At 68.4% G+C, this 20,585-nt stretch carries 22 protein-coding genes and 1 pseudogene; 20 read left to right on the top strand and 3 right to left on the bottom strand.

The features are described from left to right. The first annotated feature begins 221 nt into the window (after window positions 1-221). From SSQG_RS25105 to SSQG_RS25180, 16 genes are all read left to right on the top strand, one after another. Window positions 222-1,088, top strand: coding sequence for a hypothetical protein (locus SSQG_RS25105; protein ID WP_003992652.1), 867 nt, complete (start codon window positions 222-224; stop codon window positions 1,086-1,088). A 70-nt stretch (window positions 1,089-1,158) separates the two neighbouring features. Next, on the top strand, window positions 1,159-1,866 hold the full coding sequence (gene cpaB / locus SSQG_RS25110; protein WP_003992653.1) for a Flp pilus assembly protein CpaB: 708 nt from the start codon (window positions 1,159-1,161) through the stop codon (window positions 1,864-1,866). A gap of 9 nt (window positions 1,867-1,875) precedes the next feature. Next, on the top strand, window positions 1,876-3,108 hold the full coding sequence (locus tag SSQG_RS25115; protein WP_003992654.1) for an AAA family ATPase: 1,233 nt from the start codon (window positions 1,876-1,878) through the stop codon (window positions 3,106-3,108). A gap of 53 nt (window positions 3,109-3,161) precedes the next feature. Then, a complete protein-coding gene (locus tag SSQG_RS25120) occupies window positions 3,162-3,488 on the top strand; it encodes a pilus assembly protein (RefSeq protein ID WP_244299520.1) in 327 nt (108 codons plus the stop codon). Then, on the top strand, window positions 3,488-3,844 hold the full coding sequence (locus SSQG_RS25125) for a TadE/TadG family type IV pilus assembly protein (protein WP_039933580.1): 357 nt from the start codon (window positions 3,488-3,490) through the stop codon (window positions 3,842-3,844). The genes SSQG_RS25120 and SSQG_RS25125 overlap by 1 nt, the downstream gene beginning before the upstream one ends. Before the next feature lie 24 nt (window positions 3,845-3,868). After that, on the top strand, window positions 3,869-5,206 hold the full coding sequence (locus SSQG_RS25130; protein WP_003992657.1) for a CpaF family protein: 1,338 nt from the start codon (window positions 3,869-3,871) through the stop codon (window positions 5,204-5,206). Window positions 5,207-5,215: 9 nt separating this feature from the next. After that, complete coding sequence (locus SSQG_RS25135; RefSeq protein WP_003992658.1) at window positions 5,216-6,160, top strand: type II secretion system F family protein; 945 nt, start codon at window positions 5,216-5,218, stop codon at window positions 6,158-6,160. A 16-nt stretch (window positions 6,161-6,176) separates the two neighbouring features. Further along, complete coding sequence (locus tag SSQG_RS25140; protein ID WP_003992659.1) at window positions 6,177-7,064, top strand: DUF5936 domain-containing protein; 888 nt, start codon at window positions 6,177-6,179, stop codon at window positions 7,062-7,064. A 15-nt stretch (window positions 7,065-7,079) separates the two neighbouring features. Then, the gene (locus SSQG_RS25145) at window positions 7,080-8,777 is read left to right on the top strand and encodes a sensor histidine kinase (protein WP_039933583.1); all 1,698 of its coding nucleotides are present in this window, start codon (window positions 7,080-7,082) and stop codon (window positions 8,775-8,777) included. Between the two features lie 26 nt (window positions 8,778-8,803). After that, complete coding sequence (locus SSQG_RS25150) at window positions 8,804-9,781, top strand: response regulator transcription factor (RefSeq protein ID WP_003992662.1); 978 nt, start codon at window positions 8,804-8,806, stop codon at window positions 9,779-9,781. A 233-nt stretch (window positions 9,782-10,014) separates the two neighbouring features. Continuing rightward, window positions 10,015-10,212, top strand: a complete 198-nt coding sequence (locus SSQG_RS25155; protein ID WP_039933585.1) for a Flp family type IVb pilin — start codon at window positions 10,015-10,017, stop codon at window positions 10,210-10,212. Further along, window positions 10,209-10,817, top strand: a complete 609-nt coding sequence (locus SSQG_RS25160; RefSeq protein WP_003992664.1) for a pilus assembly protein TadG-related protein — start codon at window positions 10,209-10,211, stop codon at window positions 10,815-10,817. The genes SSQG_RS25155 and SSQG_RS25160 overlap by 4 nt, the downstream gene beginning before the upstream one ends. A gap of 33 nt (window positions 10,818-10,850) precedes the next feature. Further along, the gene (locus tag SSQG_RS25165) at window positions 10,851-11,426 is read left to right on the top strand and encodes a hypothetical protein (protein ID WP_003992665.1); all 576 of its coding nucleotides are present in this window, start codon (window positions 10,851-10,853) and stop codon (window positions 11,424-11,426) included. An 11-nt stretch (window positions 11,427-11,437) separates the two neighbouring features. Then, window positions 11,438-12,079, top strand: a complete 642-nt coding sequence (locus SSQG_RS25170; RefSeq protein WP_003992666.1) for an OmpA family protein — start codon at window positions 11,438-11,440, stop codon at window positions 12,077-12,079. Between the two features lie 199 nt (window positions 12,080-12,278). Continuing rightward, window positions 12,279-14,537 carry a hypothetical protein gene (locus SSQG_RS25175; protein ID WP_003992667.1) on the top strand — a complete coding sequence of 753 codons (2,259 nt, stop codon included), beginning with the start codon at window positions 12,279-12,281 and terminating at the stop codon, window positions 14,535-14,537. Beyond that, complete coding sequence (locus tag SSQG_RS25180) at window positions 14,534-15,361, top strand: hypothetical protein (protein WP_003992668.1); 828 nt, start codon at window positions 14,534-14,536, stop codon at window positions 15,359-15,361. The genes SSQG_RS25175 and SSQG_RS25180 overlap by 4 nt, the downstream gene beginning before the upstream one ends. A 146-nt stretch (window positions 15,362-15,507) precedes the next feature. Here the strand turns inward: SSQG_RS25180 and SSQG_RS39605 are convergent. After that, window positions 15,508-15,665: pseudogene (locus SSQG_RS39605) on the bottom strand (IS5/IS1182 family transposase); the annotation flags it as partial. Window positions 15,666-15,796: 131 nt separating this feature from the next. Beyond that, entirely contained in the window at window positions 15,797-16,060 is a 264-nt protein-coding gene (locus SSQG_RS38325) for a hypothetical protein (protein WP_052310345.1), read from the bottom strand. Between the two features lie 485 nt (window positions 16,061-16,545). Here SSQG_RS38325 and SSQG_RS44060 point away from each other — a divergent pair, with 485 nt between their 5' ends. Further along, on the top strand, window positions 16,546-17,202 hold the full coding sequence (locus SSQG_RS44060) for a hypothetical protein (protein ID WP_003992670.1): 657 nt from the start codon (window positions 16,546-16,548) through the stop codon (window positions 17,200-17,202). A gap of 26 nt (window positions 17,203-17,228) precedes the next feature. Here SSQG_RS44060 and SSQG_RS25190 read toward each other — a convergent pair whose 3' ends face one another. Further along, complete coding sequence (locus SSQG_RS25190; RefSeq protein WP_039933587.1) at window positions 17,229-17,612, bottom strand: DUF192 domain-containing protein; 384 nt, start codon at window positions 17,610-17,612, stop codon at window positions 17,229-17,231. A 278-nt stretch (window positions 17,613-17,890) separates the two neighbouring features. Here SSQG_RS25190 and SSQG_RS25195 point away from each other — a divergent pair, with 278 nt between their 5' ends. From SSQG_RS25195 to SSQG_RS25205, 3 genes are all read left to right on the top strand, one after another. After that, complete coding sequence (locus SSQG_RS25195; protein ID WP_086025113.1) at window positions 17,891-18,550, top strand: hypothetical protein; 660 nt, start codon at window positions 17,891-17,893, stop codon at window positions 18,548-18,550. Next, on the top strand, window positions 18,538-19,587 hold the full coding sequence (locus tag SSQG_RS25200; protein ID WP_039933588.1) for a hypothetical protein: 1,050 nt from the start codon (window positions 18,538-18,540) through the stop codon (window positions 19,585-19,587). The genes SSQG_RS25195 and SSQG_RS25200 overlap by 13 nt, the downstream gene beginning before the upstream one ends. 91 nt (window positions 19,588-19,678) lie before the next feature. After that, complete coding sequence (locus SSQG_RS25205) at window positions 19,679-20,560, top strand: LLM class flavin-dependent oxidoreductase (RefSeq protein ID WP_003992674.1); 882 nt, start codon at window positions 19,679-19,681, stop codon at window positions 20,558-20,560. The last annotated feature ends 25 nt before the right edge of the window (window positions 20,561-20,585 follow it).

Here is a 20,585-nt window from a genome sequence, read left to right on the forward strand (position 1 = left end):
CCGGAACCGCCCCGGGCCCACCAGGACGACCGGCAAGATGCTCAACCTGCCCCGTTTTGACGCCTCTTGTGCAACGGCAGTTGCTCTCCAGCTACACAAACGCTGTTCTCCGGTCACAGAGGCGTGGATACAGTGCTGAGGTAGTCACGCAGTGAAGTCGACACGGTGCGCCGGAGTGACACCCGGCGTTCCGGCCGGCATGGGGAAACGGGGAGCTGCGCGTGCCAACTGCCATTGCCGTGACCAGCGCCGACATGGCGCTGCCGCCACAGGACGACCGCACCCTGCCTGCCGTCGTGCTGCGGGACGTCGACCGGCGCCCCCTGGAGCAGGCGCTGGCCGAGATGCAGGCCCTGGTCGAGCACCACGGACATGTGATCGTGGTCTGCTCGCAGGCCGCGCCCACCGCGGTGCAGCGACGGCTGCACACCCTGCGCTCCCTCATGGAGAGCGACCGCATCGCCCTGTTCCGGCCGGACCTGCCACCCCTCGCGCTGGCCGTCCTGGCCCGCCAGTTACGGCAACTCGCCTCCTGTGACCTAAGCCCCGGCGTGCTCGCCTCGGCCGGCCGGCTGCTCGTGCACTACATCCACGCCGGCGCGCTGCTGAACTCCGTCGCCCGCCTCGACCGCGTGCCCGTCGGCCTGAAGTCGCACGCCAAGTCCTGGGTGCCCGGCAGCCAGTTCGGCGTCCTCGCCCACCCCGAGCCGCACCTCGTGAGGATCACCCCCGAGGCACAGCTGCCCGGCCCCGAGTTCGGCACCTGGATGCTTCTCGCCAAGGGCCAGCTCCCCTCCGACTGGGTCACCGGCCCCCTCGCCCACTCCTGGAAGGTGCAGGGGCTGCGCGAGACCCCGCTCCCGGCCGAGTCGCCCGGCTGGTGGGGCACCGGCAGGCTCGTCGAGTTCTGCAGCTACCTGCCCGACCTGTCCGTCCTCTACCAGCTGGTCACCTCCGTCCGGCGCAGCCGGTGCCACTGGTGCGGCATCGACGTCATCGGGGACCGCTGCGTGTTCTGCTCGGCCTCGCCACCCGTCCACGACAGTCCACCCCACCAGCAACCCGAGAGCCGAACGGCCGTCGGCTGAGGCCTGACACCGCTCGTCAGCACTGTTCCGATCCCGCTCGACCGATATCCCCAACGAGGTTGTACGGTTCATGAACTCCCGTCAGCGCCGCGGCGTGATTCTCCTGCTCCTGTCGGTCGTCTGCGCCCTCGGCGCCTTCGCCGGCGTGCTCTCCGTCATCAGCGACGTGAAGTCGAAGGTCGGCCCCGAGGTCACCGCCTACCGGCTGAAGTCCGAGGTGCCGCCCTACACCACCCTCCGCACGGGCCAGTTCGAGAAGATCAAGATGCCCGAACGGTGGCTGTCCGACAACGCGGTCACCGATCTGCGGGAGATACAGGGCAAGATCGCCGTCACCACGCTGCGCGCGGGTTCCCTGCTCCAGTCCGACATGATCGTCCGCCGGCCGGCCCTCCAGCCCGGCCAGCAGGAGGTCGCCATCATGATCGACGCGGCGACCGGTGTGGCCGGCAAGATCACGCCCGGCGCCTCGGTCAACGTCTACGCCACCTTCGAGGGCGCGCGCGAGGGCGACCCCGACCAGTCGAAGATCATCGTCACCAACGCCAAGGTCCTCGACGTCGGCGAACTCACCGCGCTCGAACCCGACGAGAGCAACCGCACCCAGCAGCCCACCGACGGCGTCCCGATCACCTTCGCACTGTCCGCCCTCGACGCCCAGCGCATCACCTACGCCGAGTCCTTCGCCAAGCGCGTCCGGCTCGCCCTCGTCGCGCCCGGCAGCGACACCACCGTCCCCGAGCGGGACCGGACGTACGAACTCGCGAAGGACAAGTGAGAGGCTGCCATGCCCACGAGGATCCTCCCGGCAGTCGGTGACACGGACGCGGTCCGGTCCGTCACGACACTGCTCAGCCAGCTCCCGGACGCCGAGCCCGTCGCCCCGGTGGTCGACTCCACCCAGCTCGTCGACACCCTCGCGCGGCTGGCCGCCGAGTCGGTCGACGAGCTGCCGGAGGTCGTGATCGTCCACGAGCGGATCGGCCCGGTCCCCGCGCTGGAACTGATCCGCGAAGTGGCCCTGCGCTTCCCGGCCGTCGGCGTCATCCTCGTCACCTCCGACGCGAGCCCCGGCCTCTTCCAGGCCGCCATGGACTACGGCGCCCGCGGCCTGGTCGCCCTGCCCCTCAGCTACGAGGAACTCGCCAGCCGCGTCCAGGCGGTCGCCCAGTGGTCCACCGGCGTACGCCGGCACCTGGGCGCGGGCGGCGACGTCTTCACCGGCGTCGGCGGCACCGTCGTCACCGTCAGCGGCGCGAAGGGAGGTGTCGGGGCCACCCTCACCGCGATCCAGCTGGCCCTCGCCGCCCAGGCCTCCGGCCGCAGCACCGCCCTGGTCGACATGGACCTCCAGACCGGCGACATCGCCTCCTACCTGGACGTCCAGTTCCGCCGCTCCGTCGTCGACCTCGCCGCCATCACCGACATCTCCCCGCGCGTCCTCGCCGACGCGGTCTTCCGCCACGACACCGGCCTCGCCCTGCTGCTCGCCCCCGCCGAAGGGGAACGCGGCGAGGACGTCACCGACCGCGCCGCCCGGCAGATCGTCAGCGCCCTGCGCTCCCGCTACGAGGTCGTCGTCATCGACTGCGGCGCCCAGCTCGGCGGCGCCGGCGCGGCGGCCGTGGAGATGGCCGACCGGGCCCTGCTCGTCACCACGCCGGACGTGGTCGCCGTACGGGGCGCGAAACGGGCCGTGCGGATGTGGGACCGGTTGCAGATCCGCAAGGCCGAGGAGACCACCGTCGTCGTCAACCGGCACACCCGCAACACCGAGATCCAGCCGCCGCTGATCCAGAAGATCACCGGCACGGCGGTCGCGGCGACCGTGGTCCCCGCCAACTTCAAGGAACTGCAGAGCGTCGTGGACGCGGGCCGCGTCCACGAACTGGAGAACAAGAGCTCCGTGAAGCAGGCCCTGTGGGGACTGGCGGGGGAGCTGGGACTGGTCAAGACCCCGGACGGTGCCCAGAAGGGGGTCCGGGGTGCGGTGGGCTTCCGGCGGAGGAGGGAGGGGTGAAGGTGCTTTTACGGGAGCGGGACAAGGGCCAGGTGACGATCGAGTTCCTCGGGATGACGCCGACGATCATCGTGACGCTGATCGCCCTGTGGCAGGTCGTCCTCGTCGGCTACACCTACACGCTCGCGGGCAACGCCGCGGACGAGGCCGTACGGCAGGGGACGGCGGCGGAGCGGGGAGTGCGGCAGGGCGTGTGTGAGCGGGCGGGCAAGGACAAGCTGTCGGACGCGTGGCGGTCCGGGGCCGAGGTGACCTGCGGCGGCTCGGGCTACGTGACGGCCGACGTGGACCTGGAGGTGCCGGTCCTCTTCCCCGGCACGCTGTCCTTCGGGTTCACGGTCCACGGCCACGCCGGGGCGGTCGAGGAGGCGAAACCGTGATGACCGGAAACCGCAAGGGCCGAGACCGCGGCCAGGTCGCCATCGAGTACATCGGGTTCCTGCCGATCCTGCTGATCGTCGCCCTGGGGGCCGTGCAGCTCGGCCTGATCGCCTACACCGCCCAGCAGGCGGGCACGGCGGCCAGGACGGGGGCGCGCAGTGCGTCACTGGACGGCCCGTCCGAGGCGGACTGCAGGGCAGCGGTCAGCAGTTGGCTGGCCGACGGGACGAGCTGCTCGGCGCCGACCGGTGGGGACGAGGTCACGGTCACGGCCACCGTGCAGATCCCGTCCCTCGTGCCGGGCTGGAAGTTCGACCCGGCCGTCAAGACCGCCACGATGCCGCGCGACCACTGAGCAAGAGCGAGGAGCCCCGCACTCATGAGCCTGCGAGCACGCATCAACACCCCCGAGGAGAACGGCAACCGGGGCGAGGACGGCCACATGGTCGCCTCCTACCGGGCCAAGCTCCTGGAGGAGATCGACCTCGCGGAGATGAGTTCGCTGGCCGCCGCCGAGCGCAGGGCCCGGCTGGAGCGGGTTCTCGGGCACATCATCAGCCGCGAGGGCCCGGTCCTGTCGACGGTGGAGCGCTCGCAGCTGATCCGCAGGGTGGTCGACGAGGCACTGGGCCTCGGCATCCTGGAACCGCTCCTGGAGGACGCGTCCATCACCGAGATCATGGTGAACGGCCCGGACGCGATCTTCGTGGAGCGCGGCGGCCGGGTCGAGCAACTGCCCCTGCGCTTCGCCTCCAACGATCAGCTCATGCAGACCATCGAGCGCATCGTCTCGACGGTCAACCGGCGCGTGGACGAGTCCAACCCGATGGTCGACGCCCGCCTGCCCTCCGGTGAGCGCGTCAACGTCATCATCCCGCCGCTGTCCCTGACCGGCGCCACCCTCACCATCCGCCGCTTCCCGCGCTCCTTCACGCTCCAGGAGCTGATCGGCCTCGGCTCGCTCGACGAGCAGATGTTGTACCTGCTGGCGGGCCTGGTGCAGGCGAAGTTCAACGTCATCGTCTCGGGCGCGACCGGCACCGGCAAGACGACGCTCCTGAACGCCCTGTCGGGGCTCATCCCCCAGGGCGAACGCATCATCACCATCGAGGACTCCGCCGAACTCCAGCTCCAGCAGCCGCACGTGATCCGCCTGGAGTCGCGTCCGCCGAACGTCGAGGGCAAGGGCCAGGTGACGATCCGCGACCTGGTGCGCAACTCGCTGCGCATGCGCCCCGACCGGATCGTCGTCGGTGAGGTCCGCGGCGGCGAGTCCCTCGACATGCTGCAGGCGATGTCGACCGGCCACGACGGCTCACTCGCCACCGTCCACGCCAACAGCGCCGAGGACGCGCTGATGCGACTGCAGACCCTGGCGTCCATGTCGGACGTGGAGATCCCCTTCGTCGCGCTGCACGACCAGATCAACAGCGCGGTTGACGTCATCGTGCAGCTGACCCGGTTCGCGGACGGCGCCCGCCGCATCACCGAGATCGCGCTGATGGACAGCCACGGCAGCGACCCGTACCGCCTGGTCACGGTCGCCCGCTTCCACGCGCGGCCCATGACCTCCGACGGCCGAATCCACGGAGTCTTCGAGTACTTTCCGCTCCCGCGCCGTACCGCCGACCGCCTCTACATGGCGAGCCAGCCCCTCCCACAGGCGTTCGGCATCGCTCAGTCGGCGGACCAGCTAGCCACCCGAGAAGCCAGGTAGGACCGACCGATGGAACTGCAATCGCTCATCACGCTCACCACCGGCGTCACTCTGCTGACCTGCGCCCTCGTGGTCGTCGGCCTGCACTCCTACGCCATGGGCAAGGCACAACGGCAGGTCCTGGTCGACCGCCTGTCCGCCACGGGCCAGCTCCCGGCCGGCGGCCGCCGCCGCAACTTCCGCGGCATCGACCGCCGCCTGCGGCGCACCAGGCTCGGCAAGAAACTGGAACTGCGCCTGGCGGCGACCGGCCTCGACATCACCCCCGGCGAGTTCTTCGTCTACATGCTCGCCACGGTCGCGGGCCTGTGGCTGATCGGCCAGGCGGCTCTGGCACCGTTCTTCGGGCCTCTCGCGGGACTGCTCGGCATCGGGATCGCCGTCCAGTTCCTCAACTGGCAACGCCAGAAACGCATCGAGAAGTTCATCAACCAGCTTCCCGAGATGGCCCGGATCCTCGCCAACGCCACCCAGGCGGGCCTCGCCCTGCGCACGGCGATCGGCATGGCCGCCGAGGAGATGGAGGCCCCGGCGGGCGAGGAACTCGGCAAGGTCTCCGACCAGCTGGCGGTCGGTGCCTCGATGGACGACGCGCTGGGCGAACTGGCCGACCGCCTCCCGTCCCGCGAACTGGTCGTCCTCGTCACCACCCTGGTCCTGTCCAACCGGGCCGGTGGCCAGGTGGTCAGCGCCCTGCGCAACCTCACGGAGACCCTGGAGGAACGCAAGGAGACCCGGCGCGAGGTCCGCACCCAGCTCTCCCAGGTCACCATGACGTCGTACGCCGTCCCGGTCCTGGGCGTCGGCTCCCTGTTCCTGATGAACGGGGTGAAGGACGGCGCCCTGGACCGCATGACCGGCTCCGCCTTCGGCCAGGCGGCGGTCATCATCGCCTTCTCGCTCTACGCCGTGGGCTTCGTCCTCATCCGCCGCCTGTCCCGCATCGACGTCTGAGAGCACGGAGGCAACCATGGGACTGCTGCTCGCCCTGCTGATGGGCCTCAGTGTCTGGGGCGTCTTCGCCGGCATCCGCATGTACCGCGCGGAGGCCAAACTGCCCGGCGACCTCGCCCTGGCCCTGGAGGTCGGCTCCACCCGCACCGGCGCGGTCGACTCCCTCATCGACCGCCTGGGCATGCGCTACGCGCCCGCGGTGCTGCGCCTGATGGGCCCGAAGCAGGTGGCGAAGTACCGCCGCAAGATCGACCTCGCGGGCAACCCGGGCGGCCTGACGATCGACCGGTACGCGGCACGGCGGGCGGTCTACGGCTTCCTCGGAGCCGTGGGCTTCCTGGTCTTCCTCATGCGCGGCCAACTGCTGGTCGCGCTGCTCCTGCTGGCCTTCGGCGCGTTCTGGACGGAGGTCGGCATCTGGTCGGCGATCCGCATCCGCAAGGACGTCATCGAACGGACCCTGCCGGACTTCCTGGACGTCCTCGCTGTCGTGGTGAGCGCCGGCCTCGGCTTCCGCCAGGCGCTGGACCGGGTCGCCTCCCGCTACGAGGGCCCCTGGGCCGACGAACTGCGCATCACCCTGCGTCAGATGGACCTCGGCATGAGCCGCCGCCAGGCCTTCGCGGAACTGCGCCGCCGCAACGACTCCGAGCAGGTGGCGATGTTCGTGACGGCGCTGCAGCAGGGCGAGGAACTGGGTGCGCCGATCGTCGACACGCTGGTGTCCCTCGCCAAGGACATGCGCCGCACGGACGCGCAGAACGCCCGCCGCAAGGCGGCCCGGGCCGTTCCCAAGGCCACGATGATGATCACGACCTTCATGGTCCCGGCCACCATGCTCCTGCTCGGCGCCGGCCTGATCCTCGGCTCGGGCACGGACTTCGGCTCGGTCACGGGGAAGTAGGGGAGGGGCGAGGGCATGTCGATGACAGGGGAGCGGACGGGGCTGCTGGGCCGTCGCCGCCGCCGGGCCGAGCAGACGCCGGAGATCACCACGCCCCCGGCGGGGACCGTGCTGCCGGCGCATGTCCGCACGGGTGCATCGGACGTACCGGTGACATCGGTGACGCCCGCGCTGCCACCGGGGTGGGAGGCGGCCGTGGGCGGTGAGCCCACGCTGCGGATCAAGAGGGATGGGCGGCGGAAGCCAGGGATACCCCGGGGGGCCGCGGTGGACGCCGCCGCACCGGGCCCGATGCCGATGCCTACGCCCGCGGGCAGTGCACCGGAGGCGAACGCGAACGGTGAGCCGGGATCCTCGGTGCGCGACCGATCGGCCGCCGCGTTCCCCCAGGGGCCATCCGCGCCCGACGACGGCCGCGGCCCGGCCGGTGCGGCCGGGAACCAGCTCCCGGCCGAAGGCAAGGACACCACCCACCCCGCCGGTCCCGCGATCGACATCCAGGTCAACGCCCTCCAGGCCATGTGCCGCCAGGTCTTCGGCTTCCGCCTGGCCATGATCGCCCTCGCCACCCCCACCGCCCTCGTCAACGCGAACGACGGCCTGCCCACCCGCCTCGTCGGCGCGGCCGTGGTCGTCACCTTCATGACCTCCTACGTCCTCTTCCGGGACTGGGAACGCTTCGGCCCCCTCCTCCTGCGCCACCCCTCCCTCCTCGCCGTGGACACCCTCTTCGGCGCCCTGCTCCTCATCGCCGCCGGCCCCGACAGCACCCTCGCCTACGTCAGCGTCTGCACCCCGCTCCTGGCAGGCCTGGTCTACGGCTGGCGCGGCGCGGCGGGCTTCGCCTCCCTCCAGGCCCTCCTGCTGCTCCTCATCCACGCGGCACAGCAGGACCCGGCCCCGGGCATCACCGAGTCCGCCCTCCTGCCCGGCCTCTGTGTCATCGCCGGCGCCGTCGGCTCCAGCCTCCGCAACCTCATGCTCCGCTTCGGCGCCGCCACCCAGGCCCTCACCACCGTCCAGGCCCGTCTCGCCGTGACGGAAGCGGTCAGCGCCGAACGAGCCCGCCTGGCCCGCGAGATGCACGACTCGGTCGCGAAGACCCTGCACGGCGTGGCCCTGGCAGCCGACGGCCTGACCACCTCGGCGAACGCCGACCGCATGGACCCGGCCCTGGTGAGACAGCAGGCCGCACTGGTCGCCCGTTCCGCCCGCCGGGCCGCCGCGGAATCCCGGGAACTCCTGGCCGACCTGCGCCGCGAATCGGACCCCTCCCAGGCCACGGACGTCCTGGTCGAACTGGCGGCCCGTACCCGCGACTTCAGCACCCGCACCGGCCTCCCGGCGGTCTACCGCCCCACCGGCGCCCACGCCGTACCGCCCGTCCCCCCGGCCGTGGCCCGCCAACTCCTCACCATCGCCTCGGAAGCCCTGGAGAACGCCCACCGCCACGCCCACCCCACCCGCGTCGACGTCAGCGCGGGCGTTCACGGTGACCTGCTCCGCATCAGCGTCTACGACGACGGCCGCGGCCTCCCGCCCGGCACCACCCTCGAACAACTCCGCCGAGCGGGCCACTTCGGCCTGGTCGGCATGGTCGAACGAGCCGCCTCGGTCGGTGCCCGCATCCGCATAGGCCGCGGCGGTCACTCCCAGGGCACGGAGGTCCGCCTGGAACTCCCCCTGGCCGCCCTGACCACCCCCACCGCATGACCCCACGACCCGAGAGGAGGCCCCTGATGCCGGACCAGACGCCCCACCCCACCGGCGCCCCGCAGCCGCCACCGCACCACCCGTTCGCCGACCTCCCGCAACCGGCGCAGCCGGTCCGCCGCCTGCGGGTCGTCGTGGCGGACGACAACCCGGTGGTCCGGGCCGGCCTCACCGCCCTGCTCTCCGGCCGCGCGGACATCGAGGTCGTGGCGGAGGCCACCGACGGCCGCCAGGCCTACGACGCCGCCCAGCAGCACCGCCCGGACGTCGTCCTCCTCGACGTGCGCATGCCCGGCGTGGACGGCATCTCGGCCCTGCCCTACCTCGTACAGATCGCGCCGGTGGTGATGCTGACCTACAGCAGGGAGTCCGAGATCGTCCAGGAGGCCTTGCGCCGGGGAGCGGGCGGCTACCTGGTCCACGGCGAGTTCACGGCCGACCAGCTGGTCGACGCCGTACGGGACATCAAGGAGGGCCGGGCACATTTCACCCCCACGGCAGCGGGTGCCCTGCTGGCCCAACTCCGCAGGGACCAGACCCCGACCCCGCCCCTGCCGGAAGGCCTGGGTCAGTCATCGAGTGCGACTGCATACGGAATTTCTACTTCCGCAAAATCGTATAGTCAACCTCAGAATCCGGCGCTGCCAGTGCATTTCACGCCTCACCCCGCTCCATCCCCGTCCACTTCTTCAGAAAACCTTTCGCAAATGCAACCGCATGTGGGACAGTCTTCGTCTGAATGGACGAGTGGCCGTCCGGCCGCTCCCGACAGGTCGCGGTTCCAACTGAGCACGAGGGAGGCGGAGATCATGGACCTCATCGCGTCCGGCATGAACAACCAGCAGATCGCCGCCACGTGCTTCATCAGCGAGAAGACCGTCAAGAACCACATCAACCGCATCTTCGCCAAGTTGCACAGCACCAGCCGCGGCGAGGCTGTGGCCAAGTGGCTCGGGACGGTGCCCGGTTCGGGGGTTGGGACAGGGGGGACCGAGCGTGGCTGAATGGGGGCACAGGGGACCGGGCTCATGGGCCCAGGGCGTAAACGGCAGGTCTCATGACCTGCTTTGGGCCCGGGATTGGGCCCTGGGGCCCTCTGGTCGGACTGGGGGTGCGGCGTACGTTTCTGGCGTCGAAAGCGGGACCGGCACGGAGGAAGTCGGTAACGCCATCAGCGCCGAAGTGGCTTGCGCGTCGGTCGGCAGGCGTCCGGCCGGTACCGGAGGGGAACACCACCATGAGCAACTGGATCAACACCACCGTCTCGTACCTGCACACCCGCGCCGCCCGCAACGACAAGGGCCAGACCGCAGTCGAGTACCTGGGAATCATCGCGGTGGTTGTGGCGATCGTGCTGGCGATCACGGGGACGGACATCGGTCAGGACATCTACAACGCGATCAAGGACAAGATCACCGAGGTCACTGCCGGCTGACGAAGCCCCATAAGTGCGACGACGCAGGGCAGGCCTTCCCCATCTACATTACGGTGGTGGCGGGCCTGCTCTTTCTTGCGTTCGCGTATCTTGCGGTCGGCCAGGCCGCAGTGACACGAAACGGCGCGCAGACGGCGGCGGACGCTGCCGCCCTCGCGGTTGCACAGGATCGGCGCGACCAACTCGTGGACAGGTGGCTGGACAACCTGCCCAATCCTGATCTCTGGCAAGACATTTTCCACGGGAACGTCGAGGGGCTCGAGCCGTCGTGCTGGCGGGCGCAACAATTCGCCGACGAAAACGACGCACATGTCGTGGGCGGCTGCGACCCCGAGTGGGACCCGCAGGGTTACGAGGTCAAGGTCAAGACGAACGATCCCGTCGGCGACAGCATCATCCCCGGTACGGAAGAGACGTATGCGACTGCAGAGGCCAAGGCCGTGATCGAGCCGCGTTGTTCCTTCCAACTGCCTGATGAGGACAACGGCAACCCCGAGGACCTGCCGCAGCTGAGCTGCAAAGGTCAAACCTGGGACCTGGACCCGGATGATCTCTCGGATCTGCCTGGTCCCGAGGAGCTCTTCGACGTCCATCTGGCCGACTGACAAAGAGATCGACGAACAAAGGAAGCGGAGCTCATGAGCATGCGGTTCACGACGACGGCCCGCAGCGGGATGGCCGCAGCGGCGGTTGTGGTCAGCCTGGCCCTCGGTGTGGCCGGTTGCAGCAGCGGCGACGACAAGGCCGGTGGCACGCAGGCGTCGGCTTCCAAGGCCAGCGGATCAAAACCGAGTGCTCAGGAAGGTCAATCGGAGGAGCCTCTTGCCGAGTTGAAGGGCCCAGACGGTCTGCTCTTGCAGGTCACCTCGGCTGAGCGGGATTCGGGTGGGTTTCTCACTGTCAGCGGCAACTTGAAGAACGACGGCAGCGGCACTGTCAACGTGCCCGCTCAACTGAGTGGTAACGAAACAGAGATCATCCGAAACGGACGGTCGCTCGGGGGCGCCACACTGGTGGACGCCAAGGGGAAGAAGCGGTACTACGTGCTGAGGGATACAGAAGGCCGCCCGCTTACCACGACCAACTTCCCTTCCATGAAGGCGGGCGAGTCCATCCCTGTCTTCATGCAGTTCCCTGCGCCTCCCGACAGCTCGACCGAGGTGACGTTCCAGCTGCCGCAGTTCGCCGCCGCCACCATCAAGATCTCCGGGTGAGGCGGACCACCATGAACGACGCCCGAACTGAGACACCACACCTGGCGATCGTCATCGCCGCAGCCTCCCTCGTGTTGGCCACCAACGTCTTCGCCGCCGCATCCGCCCACGCAGCCGACGGCCCTAGCTACCCGCCAGGCACCCAGCCCAATGCCGCCGCACCGGTCAAAGTCGACGCGAACGACCCCGACCTGAAACTGGTCGAGGGTGCGACCCTCGCTGATGCCAAGGTCCTCGACATCAAGACCGTCGTCGAGGACGAGAGCGGCGACGAACGCCGCGAAGACACGAACTCGGACGTGAAGTTCGCACTGCAGGCCGAGGTGCTGTTCGGCAAGGACAGTGCGAAACTCGGCGCTCAGGCGAAGGCGCGCATCGCGGACATCGCCGAGGAGATCAAGGCGCAGAACGCGAAGAAGATCCGTGTCTTCGGCTTCACGGACAACCTGGGCTCGTCGGCCCACGGCGATGCCCTGTCCCGCCGACGTGCGTCAGCCGTACAGGGGGTCCTGGAGGGTGAACTCGCGGACTCGGGCATCACCTACGAAACGCGCGGCTACGGCGAGCAGTACCCGATCGCGGACAACTCCACTGAGGCGGGCCGCAAGAAGAACCGCCGTGTCGAGGTTTCCTTCCCGCGCACGGAGAGCTGAGCCACCACAAGCGACCCACCCGGGGCCCGTCCTCGCCACCGTCGGCGAGGACGGGCCCCGCTCGTTCCCGAGACAGCACTTCGCTGTGCTGCGAATGGGCCCGGAGTTGGGGCCAGGGGCCCATGTGTCGGTGACCGATGTTCCTTAGCCTCGCCCGGGTGTTCGTCCTGAATCGACGCTGAACGAGCTGAGGTCACGCATGTCCGGTGACGGTAACTCCATACCGCCGAGCGGGACGTGGGGTGCGCAGAACCTCCTGTCCTGGGGCCGGCGTTCGCCGCTGCCCAGGGAGCTGGGCTGGGCGCAGGTGCTGCTGTGGGTGCAGTTCGCGCTGACGGCGGTGTACGTGGTCACCGTGCTGTCGGTGGTGTCGTACTACTCCGGCGAGATCTTCGGGATCCTGGTCTACGACTCGCTGCCCAGCGTGGCCGGGGTCTACCTGGCCCGGCGCCTGTGGCGGGGCGGGGTGTGGACGAGCCGCGCCCTGATCGCCGTACAGGCGTGGGTCGTGTGGTTGTCGTTCGGCACGCTGATGCACGGTGATCTGCGGGGCATCACGCAGGCGGCGATGCCGGTGGCGGTCATCGTGCTGTTGCGCCGGGCCCGGTCGCGTGAGTGGTTCGAGAGCGCTCCCCAGGACAGGGAGGAGCGGCGGGCGTTCAACCTGGAGCGGATGATCCGCTGGCGGCGGGACGAGGGCCAGACCGCGGTGGAGTACGCGGGGCTCATCGCAGTGGTCGCGGCGATCATCGTCGCGCTCTCGCTCGGTGGGCTCGGCGGGCACATCGCCGACGGCATCCAGTCGGCGGTCTGCAGGGTGACGGGCACGGCCTGCCCCGCTCCGCAGGGCGACCGTACGGAGACGGGCGCGGCGGGGGACAACGACGTCGCGGAGCAGGGAGAGGCGGACGCCGGCGCCGACGGCGGCACGGGCACGAACGGCGATGCGGACACCCAGGGAGACTCGGACACCCAAGGCGGCTCGGACACCCAGGGCGGCGCGGGCACCCAGGAAGGCTCGGAAGCCGACGGCGGCACGGAATCCGGCGACGGCACAAGCACAGCCACGGGCGCCGGTGACACGGGCGGCAGCGGCATCCCCGCGTCGGCCCAGATCATCACCTACGAGGGCGCGGGCCCGAACGACACGATCCCGCTCGCTCCGGGCCCGTTCGAGGACAAGTCCCTCTGGGACGACGTACATGACCAGGAACGCCACGACAGGACCTTCATGGACCATGTCCGCGGCTTCTTCGTGGCCCCGACCAAGAGCTTCCTGGCCGACACCATGGACGTCGTCAGCGACCCGGTCGGCTCGGTCAAGGACACCTGGAACGGCCTGAAGGGCTACACCACCGACTGGTGGGGCGACAAGGCCGACGAACTGGGCAAGGAGTGGGACAAGGGGAACTACCTCTCCTCCGTCTGGGGCTGGGTCAACTCGCCCGAGGACTTCGTTTCCGACCTGGCGATCGACACGTTCGTCGACAAGGAGAACTGGAAGAAGGGCAACTACGGGGCCTCCATCGGCAACACTGTTGTCAACGTCGTCGGTATCTTCAGCCCGAAGACCATCACGAAGTTCACCAAGTTCAAGAAGCTGGCCGAGGTCGGCGAAGTCCTCGACAAGGCGTCGGACGCGGCCGAGAAGGCCCGCAAGGCCGCCAAGGCGGGCGATGCCGAGGGCGCTCGGAAGGCGGCGAAGGACGCCGACGAGGCGGCGGATGCGGCCGAGAAGCAGGCCCGGGAGTCGGGCTGCACCATCGCGGCGCCGACCCGCCGGATCCCGTACGGCGGAAACCCACCTGGAAGCACCCCCGGCCTCATCACCGGCTCGCCCGGCACAGGCACCACGGTCCTCGCCGCCGGCGCCACCGACTCCCCCTACGTCATCCTCGCCCAGGGCGGCTGCGACGAGGACGCCGAGGAGCGGGCCGAGGAAGCTCGGAAGAAGGCTGACGAGGCCGACAAGGCCGCTGAAGAGGCACAGAAGAACGAGTCCGGCCAGGGATCGGCACATGAGTGGCAAGCGGGGGACGACGTTGCCGGACCCGCCAGGGGAAAGGTGCTGAAGTTCCCCAACAAGCGTCACACCGTCAGCGGGGCGGCGTCTGGCGAGGTCAAGGAGAGCAACACCGTGATTCTCCGAGGGAACGAAGATCTTGTCCGCAGCGATATCGAGGGGATTGCTAACAATCGAGGAACGCTCCTGGATGACGGAAACACCTATGAGATCAATGGCCGCACATACGAAGTCAAGGGAAATGGAACGGTCTTCCCCAAGTCCGGACCGGGTCTGGTTGAAATGGATCGCATCGAATACGATGCTCTGAAAGAAATAGCGCGAAACAAGGGTGACGCCAGCAAGTCCCAGCAGTTGCAACGTAATCCCAAGTTCGTGAACAATCCGGAAAAGGTTGAGAAGGCCCAGAAGGTATACGATGGGGCGTACAAGTGATTGGTAATCTTTTCAGTGTCGAAGAGCTTGAGCCTTCACAGCTCAGAGGGGCGCTTGCGGACCTGCTCGACCTGGCGGGCCGGCTGGTCGATGTCGCCGATGCGGACGGGGCTCAGGACGGGCGTAACTGGGATGCCCCGGTCCTGTGCTCCTATCGGCGACTGCCGCCGGGCGACCTGGCCCTTGAGCTGGATATCTACATCGAGGACAGGGCGGTCGACGGCCTTACGGAAGCTGGGCTTGCGCTCGGTCTAGCTGCCAGAACACGAAGTTCGGTTCTCTATCCTGGTGAAATGCAGTTGCCCAGTGATTACTGGGTAGCGACTCCGGGCGGGCGTTCGGTCCGATGTCGTCTGGAGGCATTGGACAGCGATGAGGAGACGGCTTATCAGGTCGCCGTGACGGAGGAACCGGTGGAGGACCTCCCTCGGGCGAGGGTGGAGATTCTCCCAGAGATCCTCGACCACGAAATCATCGATACACCCGTATCCGACGCGTTCCTCGCGACCTTCCCCAAGGGAAATACGGGGAGCGTCGAGGGGCAAGTACGTTACTACCTACGCGTGTGGGAGAGACTGGCCCGTCGACTGCAGGGGGACTGGGCTCCGTCCCGGCGTTACAGGGAGGATTTGTTCCGCCGTGACCTAGAGGCACGGGATGCGTTGGCGGGGCTTATGGGCGAGGTCGTAGGCGAGCATGCCGATGCGCTTCGACTTGCGGTGGCGCAAATCGATGAAGTCGTGAGTGAGTTTACGCAGGAAAGCCGGAAGGGCGAAGCTGCGTCTTGGTGGAACCGTCGGATTCCACAGCGCATCCCCTGGTGAATTGATCACACTATGTGCTGCCCTCCAACAACCAATGCGACGGTGATGTCCCGTGATCATCAGGGCTGTTGTCCGCGACCGCCCGATCGTCGAGCTGGAGGAGTGGCGGGGAACGGCGAAGCAGCGAGTGCCCTTCGATGAAGGTGCTAGTAAGTTCCTCGCCAGTTGATGTGATCTCGTCCGTTATGCGCTTGGCGAGGTTGTCGATCGAGGCGATGTGGATCACGGCTTCGGAGCTGGTGCCGAGGGTCTTGTAGTCGCCGGCGAGGCGCCTGTGGAGCGTGAGCCATCCGAGACTTCGCTCAGGCGTGACCTGGCACTGCTGGAGTATCCAGGTCTGGAATGGCAGTAGGCCGGGGCGAAGCTGCGAAGTAGGGTGAGGGTGCGGAAGCCGTCACCGCGTGACGCGCGACCGGTCCCCCCAAGGGTTTCCCTTCAGCCGCCGAACCAGACGACGAGGCGGACGTTGTCCTCGCCATGGAGTTCGGACAGCGTGCCCATCACGTTCCACACGGGTTGCCATGGTCCGTCGGTCGGTACCAGGTCGCGATAGGCAGGGACGACAGGTCGGTACACCTCGTTGCCGAGCAGGAGCTCTCCGTCGGCGGGCCACCGGGAGGGAGCGATATTGCCTTCTCCGAACTTGGCGGCGGCCGAGTCGTACAGCTCATCCGGGAGTGCGGCCAATCCGCCGGGCACGAGGGATCCTTCATGGGTACGGGACCAGCGGCGGACCCAGTACCGAGACGGGCCGTCGGTGCAGGGGGCATTCCAGTCGACAGCCGACAGTTCACGCCACGAGAACCACGAATGACTGTGGCCCTCGAAATCGTCCGCATCCCTTCGTGCCGTGTCCGACATATCTACAGGGGCTCCGCGCTCAGGGAAGAGAGCCCTGACAGACTCCACACTCCGGACGTCGAAGAGAGCTGACCATGACATGTAATCACGGGCCCAATGAAGGTGCCGGATTTCGGAGAAGGGCTCCCATGTCGCGTGTTCAGTGCCATAGTGCCCAGGCTGGGGCCTGCATTCCAGCCATCCATACAAGGCGGTACTCATAAAAGCGACATTATCCAAGGTGGCCGCTGAGTGCCCGATTGGGCGGTCCTTGACCCCGACCCCGGCCACTTCGCCGGCGAGGCGGCGAGCAGCGCGGCCTCTTCAGCCTCCGACTGCCGCCCGTGTTCGGGCTGTGCTGGCAGACGGTCTACCGGCGCTTCGCCTGGTGGAGCCGCGCACAGGTCTGGGGCCGCCTCCACCGTGTGATCCTGGTCGAGTTGGGAGCGCGTGGTGAGCCGTCCCGCTGCGCGATCGACTCGGTGAGCATTCGCGCCGCAGAAAGGGGCCGGACCCTGACGGGACCCGACCGATCGAGGCAAGAACGGATCGAAGATCCACTTGCCGCCGCGGCGCTGGAAGGCAAGGTCGCCAATGCCTCCGACGCCACCAAGCTTGCCGAGGCACGCGCGGAGGTGAACGCCGTACGCCGCGCTGCCGACGACGCGGCCCCCGGAACCGACGTGGGCGCCGGAGCCGGCGGCAAGATGAACCGCAAGGAGGCTGACTTGGGCAACGGGGAGAAGGTGAATCTCGACGAGATCCCGGACGCGGACGTGGTCTACAAGGACAAGAACGGCACCGTGCACGTCAAGGAGGTCAAGAACGCCGGGCGAGCAAGGAGCCGGGCCGCAAGGCCACCGTGGAAATCGAGACGGCGGACCGCTGGACGTCGGTCTTCAGCGAGTTCTAGCCCGCCCGGAACGGCAAGCCGGCGAAGGTCAGCGATCTACCGGAGGTCTCCCATGATCGGGGCGACGCCTAGCGATGTCAGCGACTAGGCGGACCGCTTCACGGCACGGTCCGCCTAGAGCCCCCCTCCGCTGCCCGCGACAACCTCCACCCGAGCTCCTTCTCGCACCCCCCACGCACCCATCACACCCGCGTCGGCCTCCACCACATGCCGGGCCCGCAGCCGAGGCATCCCCAGTCGTCCCGGCCGCATGGTGCGCACGGCGATGACGCGAAGGTGCCGATCGAGGTAGGCGACATCGATCGGGATGCGCATACGGAAGGTGTGCACGCCGCTGGCCGGGGAGAGGAGGATCGCTCCGTCGACGGAGTCCCGTCCCAACAACCCCTTGGTCCGGGCCCGATAAGAGGTGGCGATCTCCAGGGGAACGCGCACGGACGGCCCCTCACCCCCGTGCACGACCAGTTCCCCGCGCCCGTCCCGCCAGCGCCGCCCCATACCGCCCCACCTCCGCGCGTCCCACCCGCCACCGATGTCCGAACCCGAACGTATCCCCGAAGAAGCAGGCCCCACATGGGCCCACGGGCCCATGCCCCGTCAGCCGGCGGACGGCTACCGTCCCTTGACGCAACCGTTACTGCTCGACCTGGTCGGCGAATCACCGATTCATCCCCATACACCCCGTCAGTTGACAGGCTTCACCCTGGTGCGACCCCACCCCGCTGTATAGCTTTGGTTCGCTCAAGAGAAGCCTCGCCTCTGACCGGGAGCCGACCGTGAACCGCCGCCCCACCCTCCTCGCAGCGCTCACGCTGACCGCCGCTGCGGCCCTGACGCTGTCCGCGTGCGGGAGCGATGACAGCTCCAAGAGCAAGGACAACGACAAGATCGCGGGTGCCGACACGGGAAGTGAGGCGTCGGCATCCCCGACCGCATCCGACCCGGCCTCCGCCGGTCGGCCCAAGATCGAGCTCCCGTCCGACCTCTCCTACACGTTCGACTGGCCGAAGACCGGCAACGAGGAGAAGGACGCGATCCTGGCGGACAGCGAGCAGTCCATCAAGGCCGTCGACCTGGCGATCGTCAACCAGGACGCGCTCGACAAGGCATACCTCTACTACTACGAGGGCGAAGCCGCCGCAGGGACACAGACGTTCATCGAGGCGTACGTCAAGGCCAAGGCGCGCGTCACGGGCGCGTACCGCTTCTACGACCCCGTCGTGAACGCCAGCGGCAAGGATCGTGGGTCGCTCGTGTACTGCGAGGACCAGAGCAAGGCCTACGACATGTACTTGAAGACGAAGAAGGTCAACAAAACGCCGGCCTCGAAGAACAGTTACGTTCTCTACAACACCCAGCTGCGAAAGAACGACGAGGGTGTGTGGGTCATTGAGAAGATTCTTTCGCAGAGAGCCAGCGACAAGTGCCAGCCTTGAGCAGAGTTTCCCGGGCCGCGATCGTATCGATTTCGATCGGTTCGCTACTGCTGTGTGGCGCCCCGGCCTTCGCCGACAACATCATCGGTGGCGGAGCTCAAGCACCCGCCAATCCGAATGTCAAGGGTGACTCAGACGGAAGCGGCACTCTCTCCTCCACTGCCGGAGTCGTCGTCTTCGATCGTTCTGACAACGGGTCAGGCCAGTCGGCAGGCTCGGTGAAGTCAGCCACGACGTGGACGCCGCCCGCCTGCTACTACGCCCCGAAGTACACCCCTGATCAGCTCGAAAAGACCCTGGAGCCGGTCTGGCAGGCCGAGTCGACCGGTTACCAATGGGACGCCGAGCAACGCGACCGCTACGTCAACGGTCATCCCTACAAGGATTTCAACAAGGAGAAGAAGGGCAAGGGCTACTGGTGGGCCTCCTATGTCACGCCTGGGCGTGAAGGGGATCCAGGGGCCCTCGACTGCGACAAGCCGATCTTCTGGGTGGACAACGGAGACCCTCCGCCCCCGGACGTTCCCGAAGCCATCACGCCCGAGGTACTCGCCCAGCTCGCGTACGCCGAAATCCGTGTGCCTTCCACCACGGTCGAACTCGCACCCCAGGAAGCCACGAAGGTGAACCTGCCGACCTGGGCCTGGCTGGACGGGGCGAAGTTCAAGCCGGTGTCGGTGACGGCCGGCGTCCCCTTGCTGAACATTCAGGCGACTACCACCGCCGAACCAGTCTCTCTGAAGATCGAGCCGGGCACGGATGACGCCGTTACCTATCCCGGCTCGGGCAAGTGCCGGATCAACGCGGATGGCTCGATCGGTGAACCGTACGCCAAGGGCAAGGCGGACGAGGCTCCACCGTGCGGGGTCAAGTATCTGCGTTCTTCCGGCGATGGCTCGTACAAGCTCCAGGCGACGGTCACCTGGAAGATTCACTGGACAGGCACCGGTGTCCAGGGCGAACGGCAGCTGCCTGACGGCACGTTCGGTGCTCAGCAAGACGTAGTGGTCCAGGAGATCCAGTCCGTCAACCGCTGACGGTCGTCGAGGCCCTGCTGTGTCGTGCGATCGCTCCAGTAGGGCCTAAAACGCCTTGTCCGTCCCGTCCCGGCCCGGATAGGAAGACCCCATGACCACACTCGGTGCCGTCTTCCGCCCCCAGCTCGCCCCCGAGCGGCTTCGATCCGTCGCCCGTGTCGCCGATGAAGCCGGGCTCGAAGAGCTCTGGCTCTGGGAGGACTGCTTCAGGGAGGGGGGTGTCTCCACCGCGGCCGCCGCCCTCGCCTGGACGGAGCGGGTGCGGGTCGGGGTCGGGCTGTTGCCCGTGCCGTTGCGGAACGTCGCCATCACGGCGATGGAGATCGCCTCGCTGGACAGGATGTTTCCGGGGCGGGCGATCGTCGGGGTCGGGCACGGTGTGCAGGACTGGATGGGCCAGGTGGGGGCGCGGGCCGAGTCGCCGGTGACCTTGTTGCGGGAGCATCTCCTCGCGCTGCGGGCGCTGTTGGGCGGTGAGCGGGTGACGACCGACGGGCGGTACGTCAAGCTCGACGATGTGGCGCTCGACTGGCCGCCCGCGACGGACCGTGGGGTCGCAGTGCTGGCCGGGGCCACCGGGCCCCGTTCGCTGCGGCTCACCGGGGAGGCGGCCGACGGGACCGTCCTCACCGCCGCCACCCATGCCGAAGGAGTGCGCGAGGCAAGGCGCCTCATCGGTGAAGGGCGGGAGGCGGCCGGCCGCGGGCACGAGGCGCATCCCGTCGTCGTCTATCTGCTCACCGCCACCGGGGCCGGCGCCGCCGGCCGGCTGCGGGCCGAACTGGCCGTCGAGGGGCTCGAAGCCGTTCCGGAACTCGGTGTCGCCGGGGACGCGGGTGCTGTCGCCGAGGCCGTCGAGCGGTTGGTGGAGGCCGGGGCCGACACCGTCGTCCTCCAGCCCACCGGTGACGAACCGGACCCCGAGGGGTTCGTGCGCTTCGCGGCGGAGGAAGTACGGCCGCTCGTTCCCTGACGGGACGCCGTGCGCGGGACACCAT

Origin of the sequence: Streptomyces viridochromogenes DSM 40736, from assembly GCF_000158955.1 — a bacterium.
GTDB classification, from domain to species: Bacteria; Actinomycetota; Actinomycetes; order Streptomycetales; family Streptomycetaceae; genus Streptomyces; species Streptomyces venetus.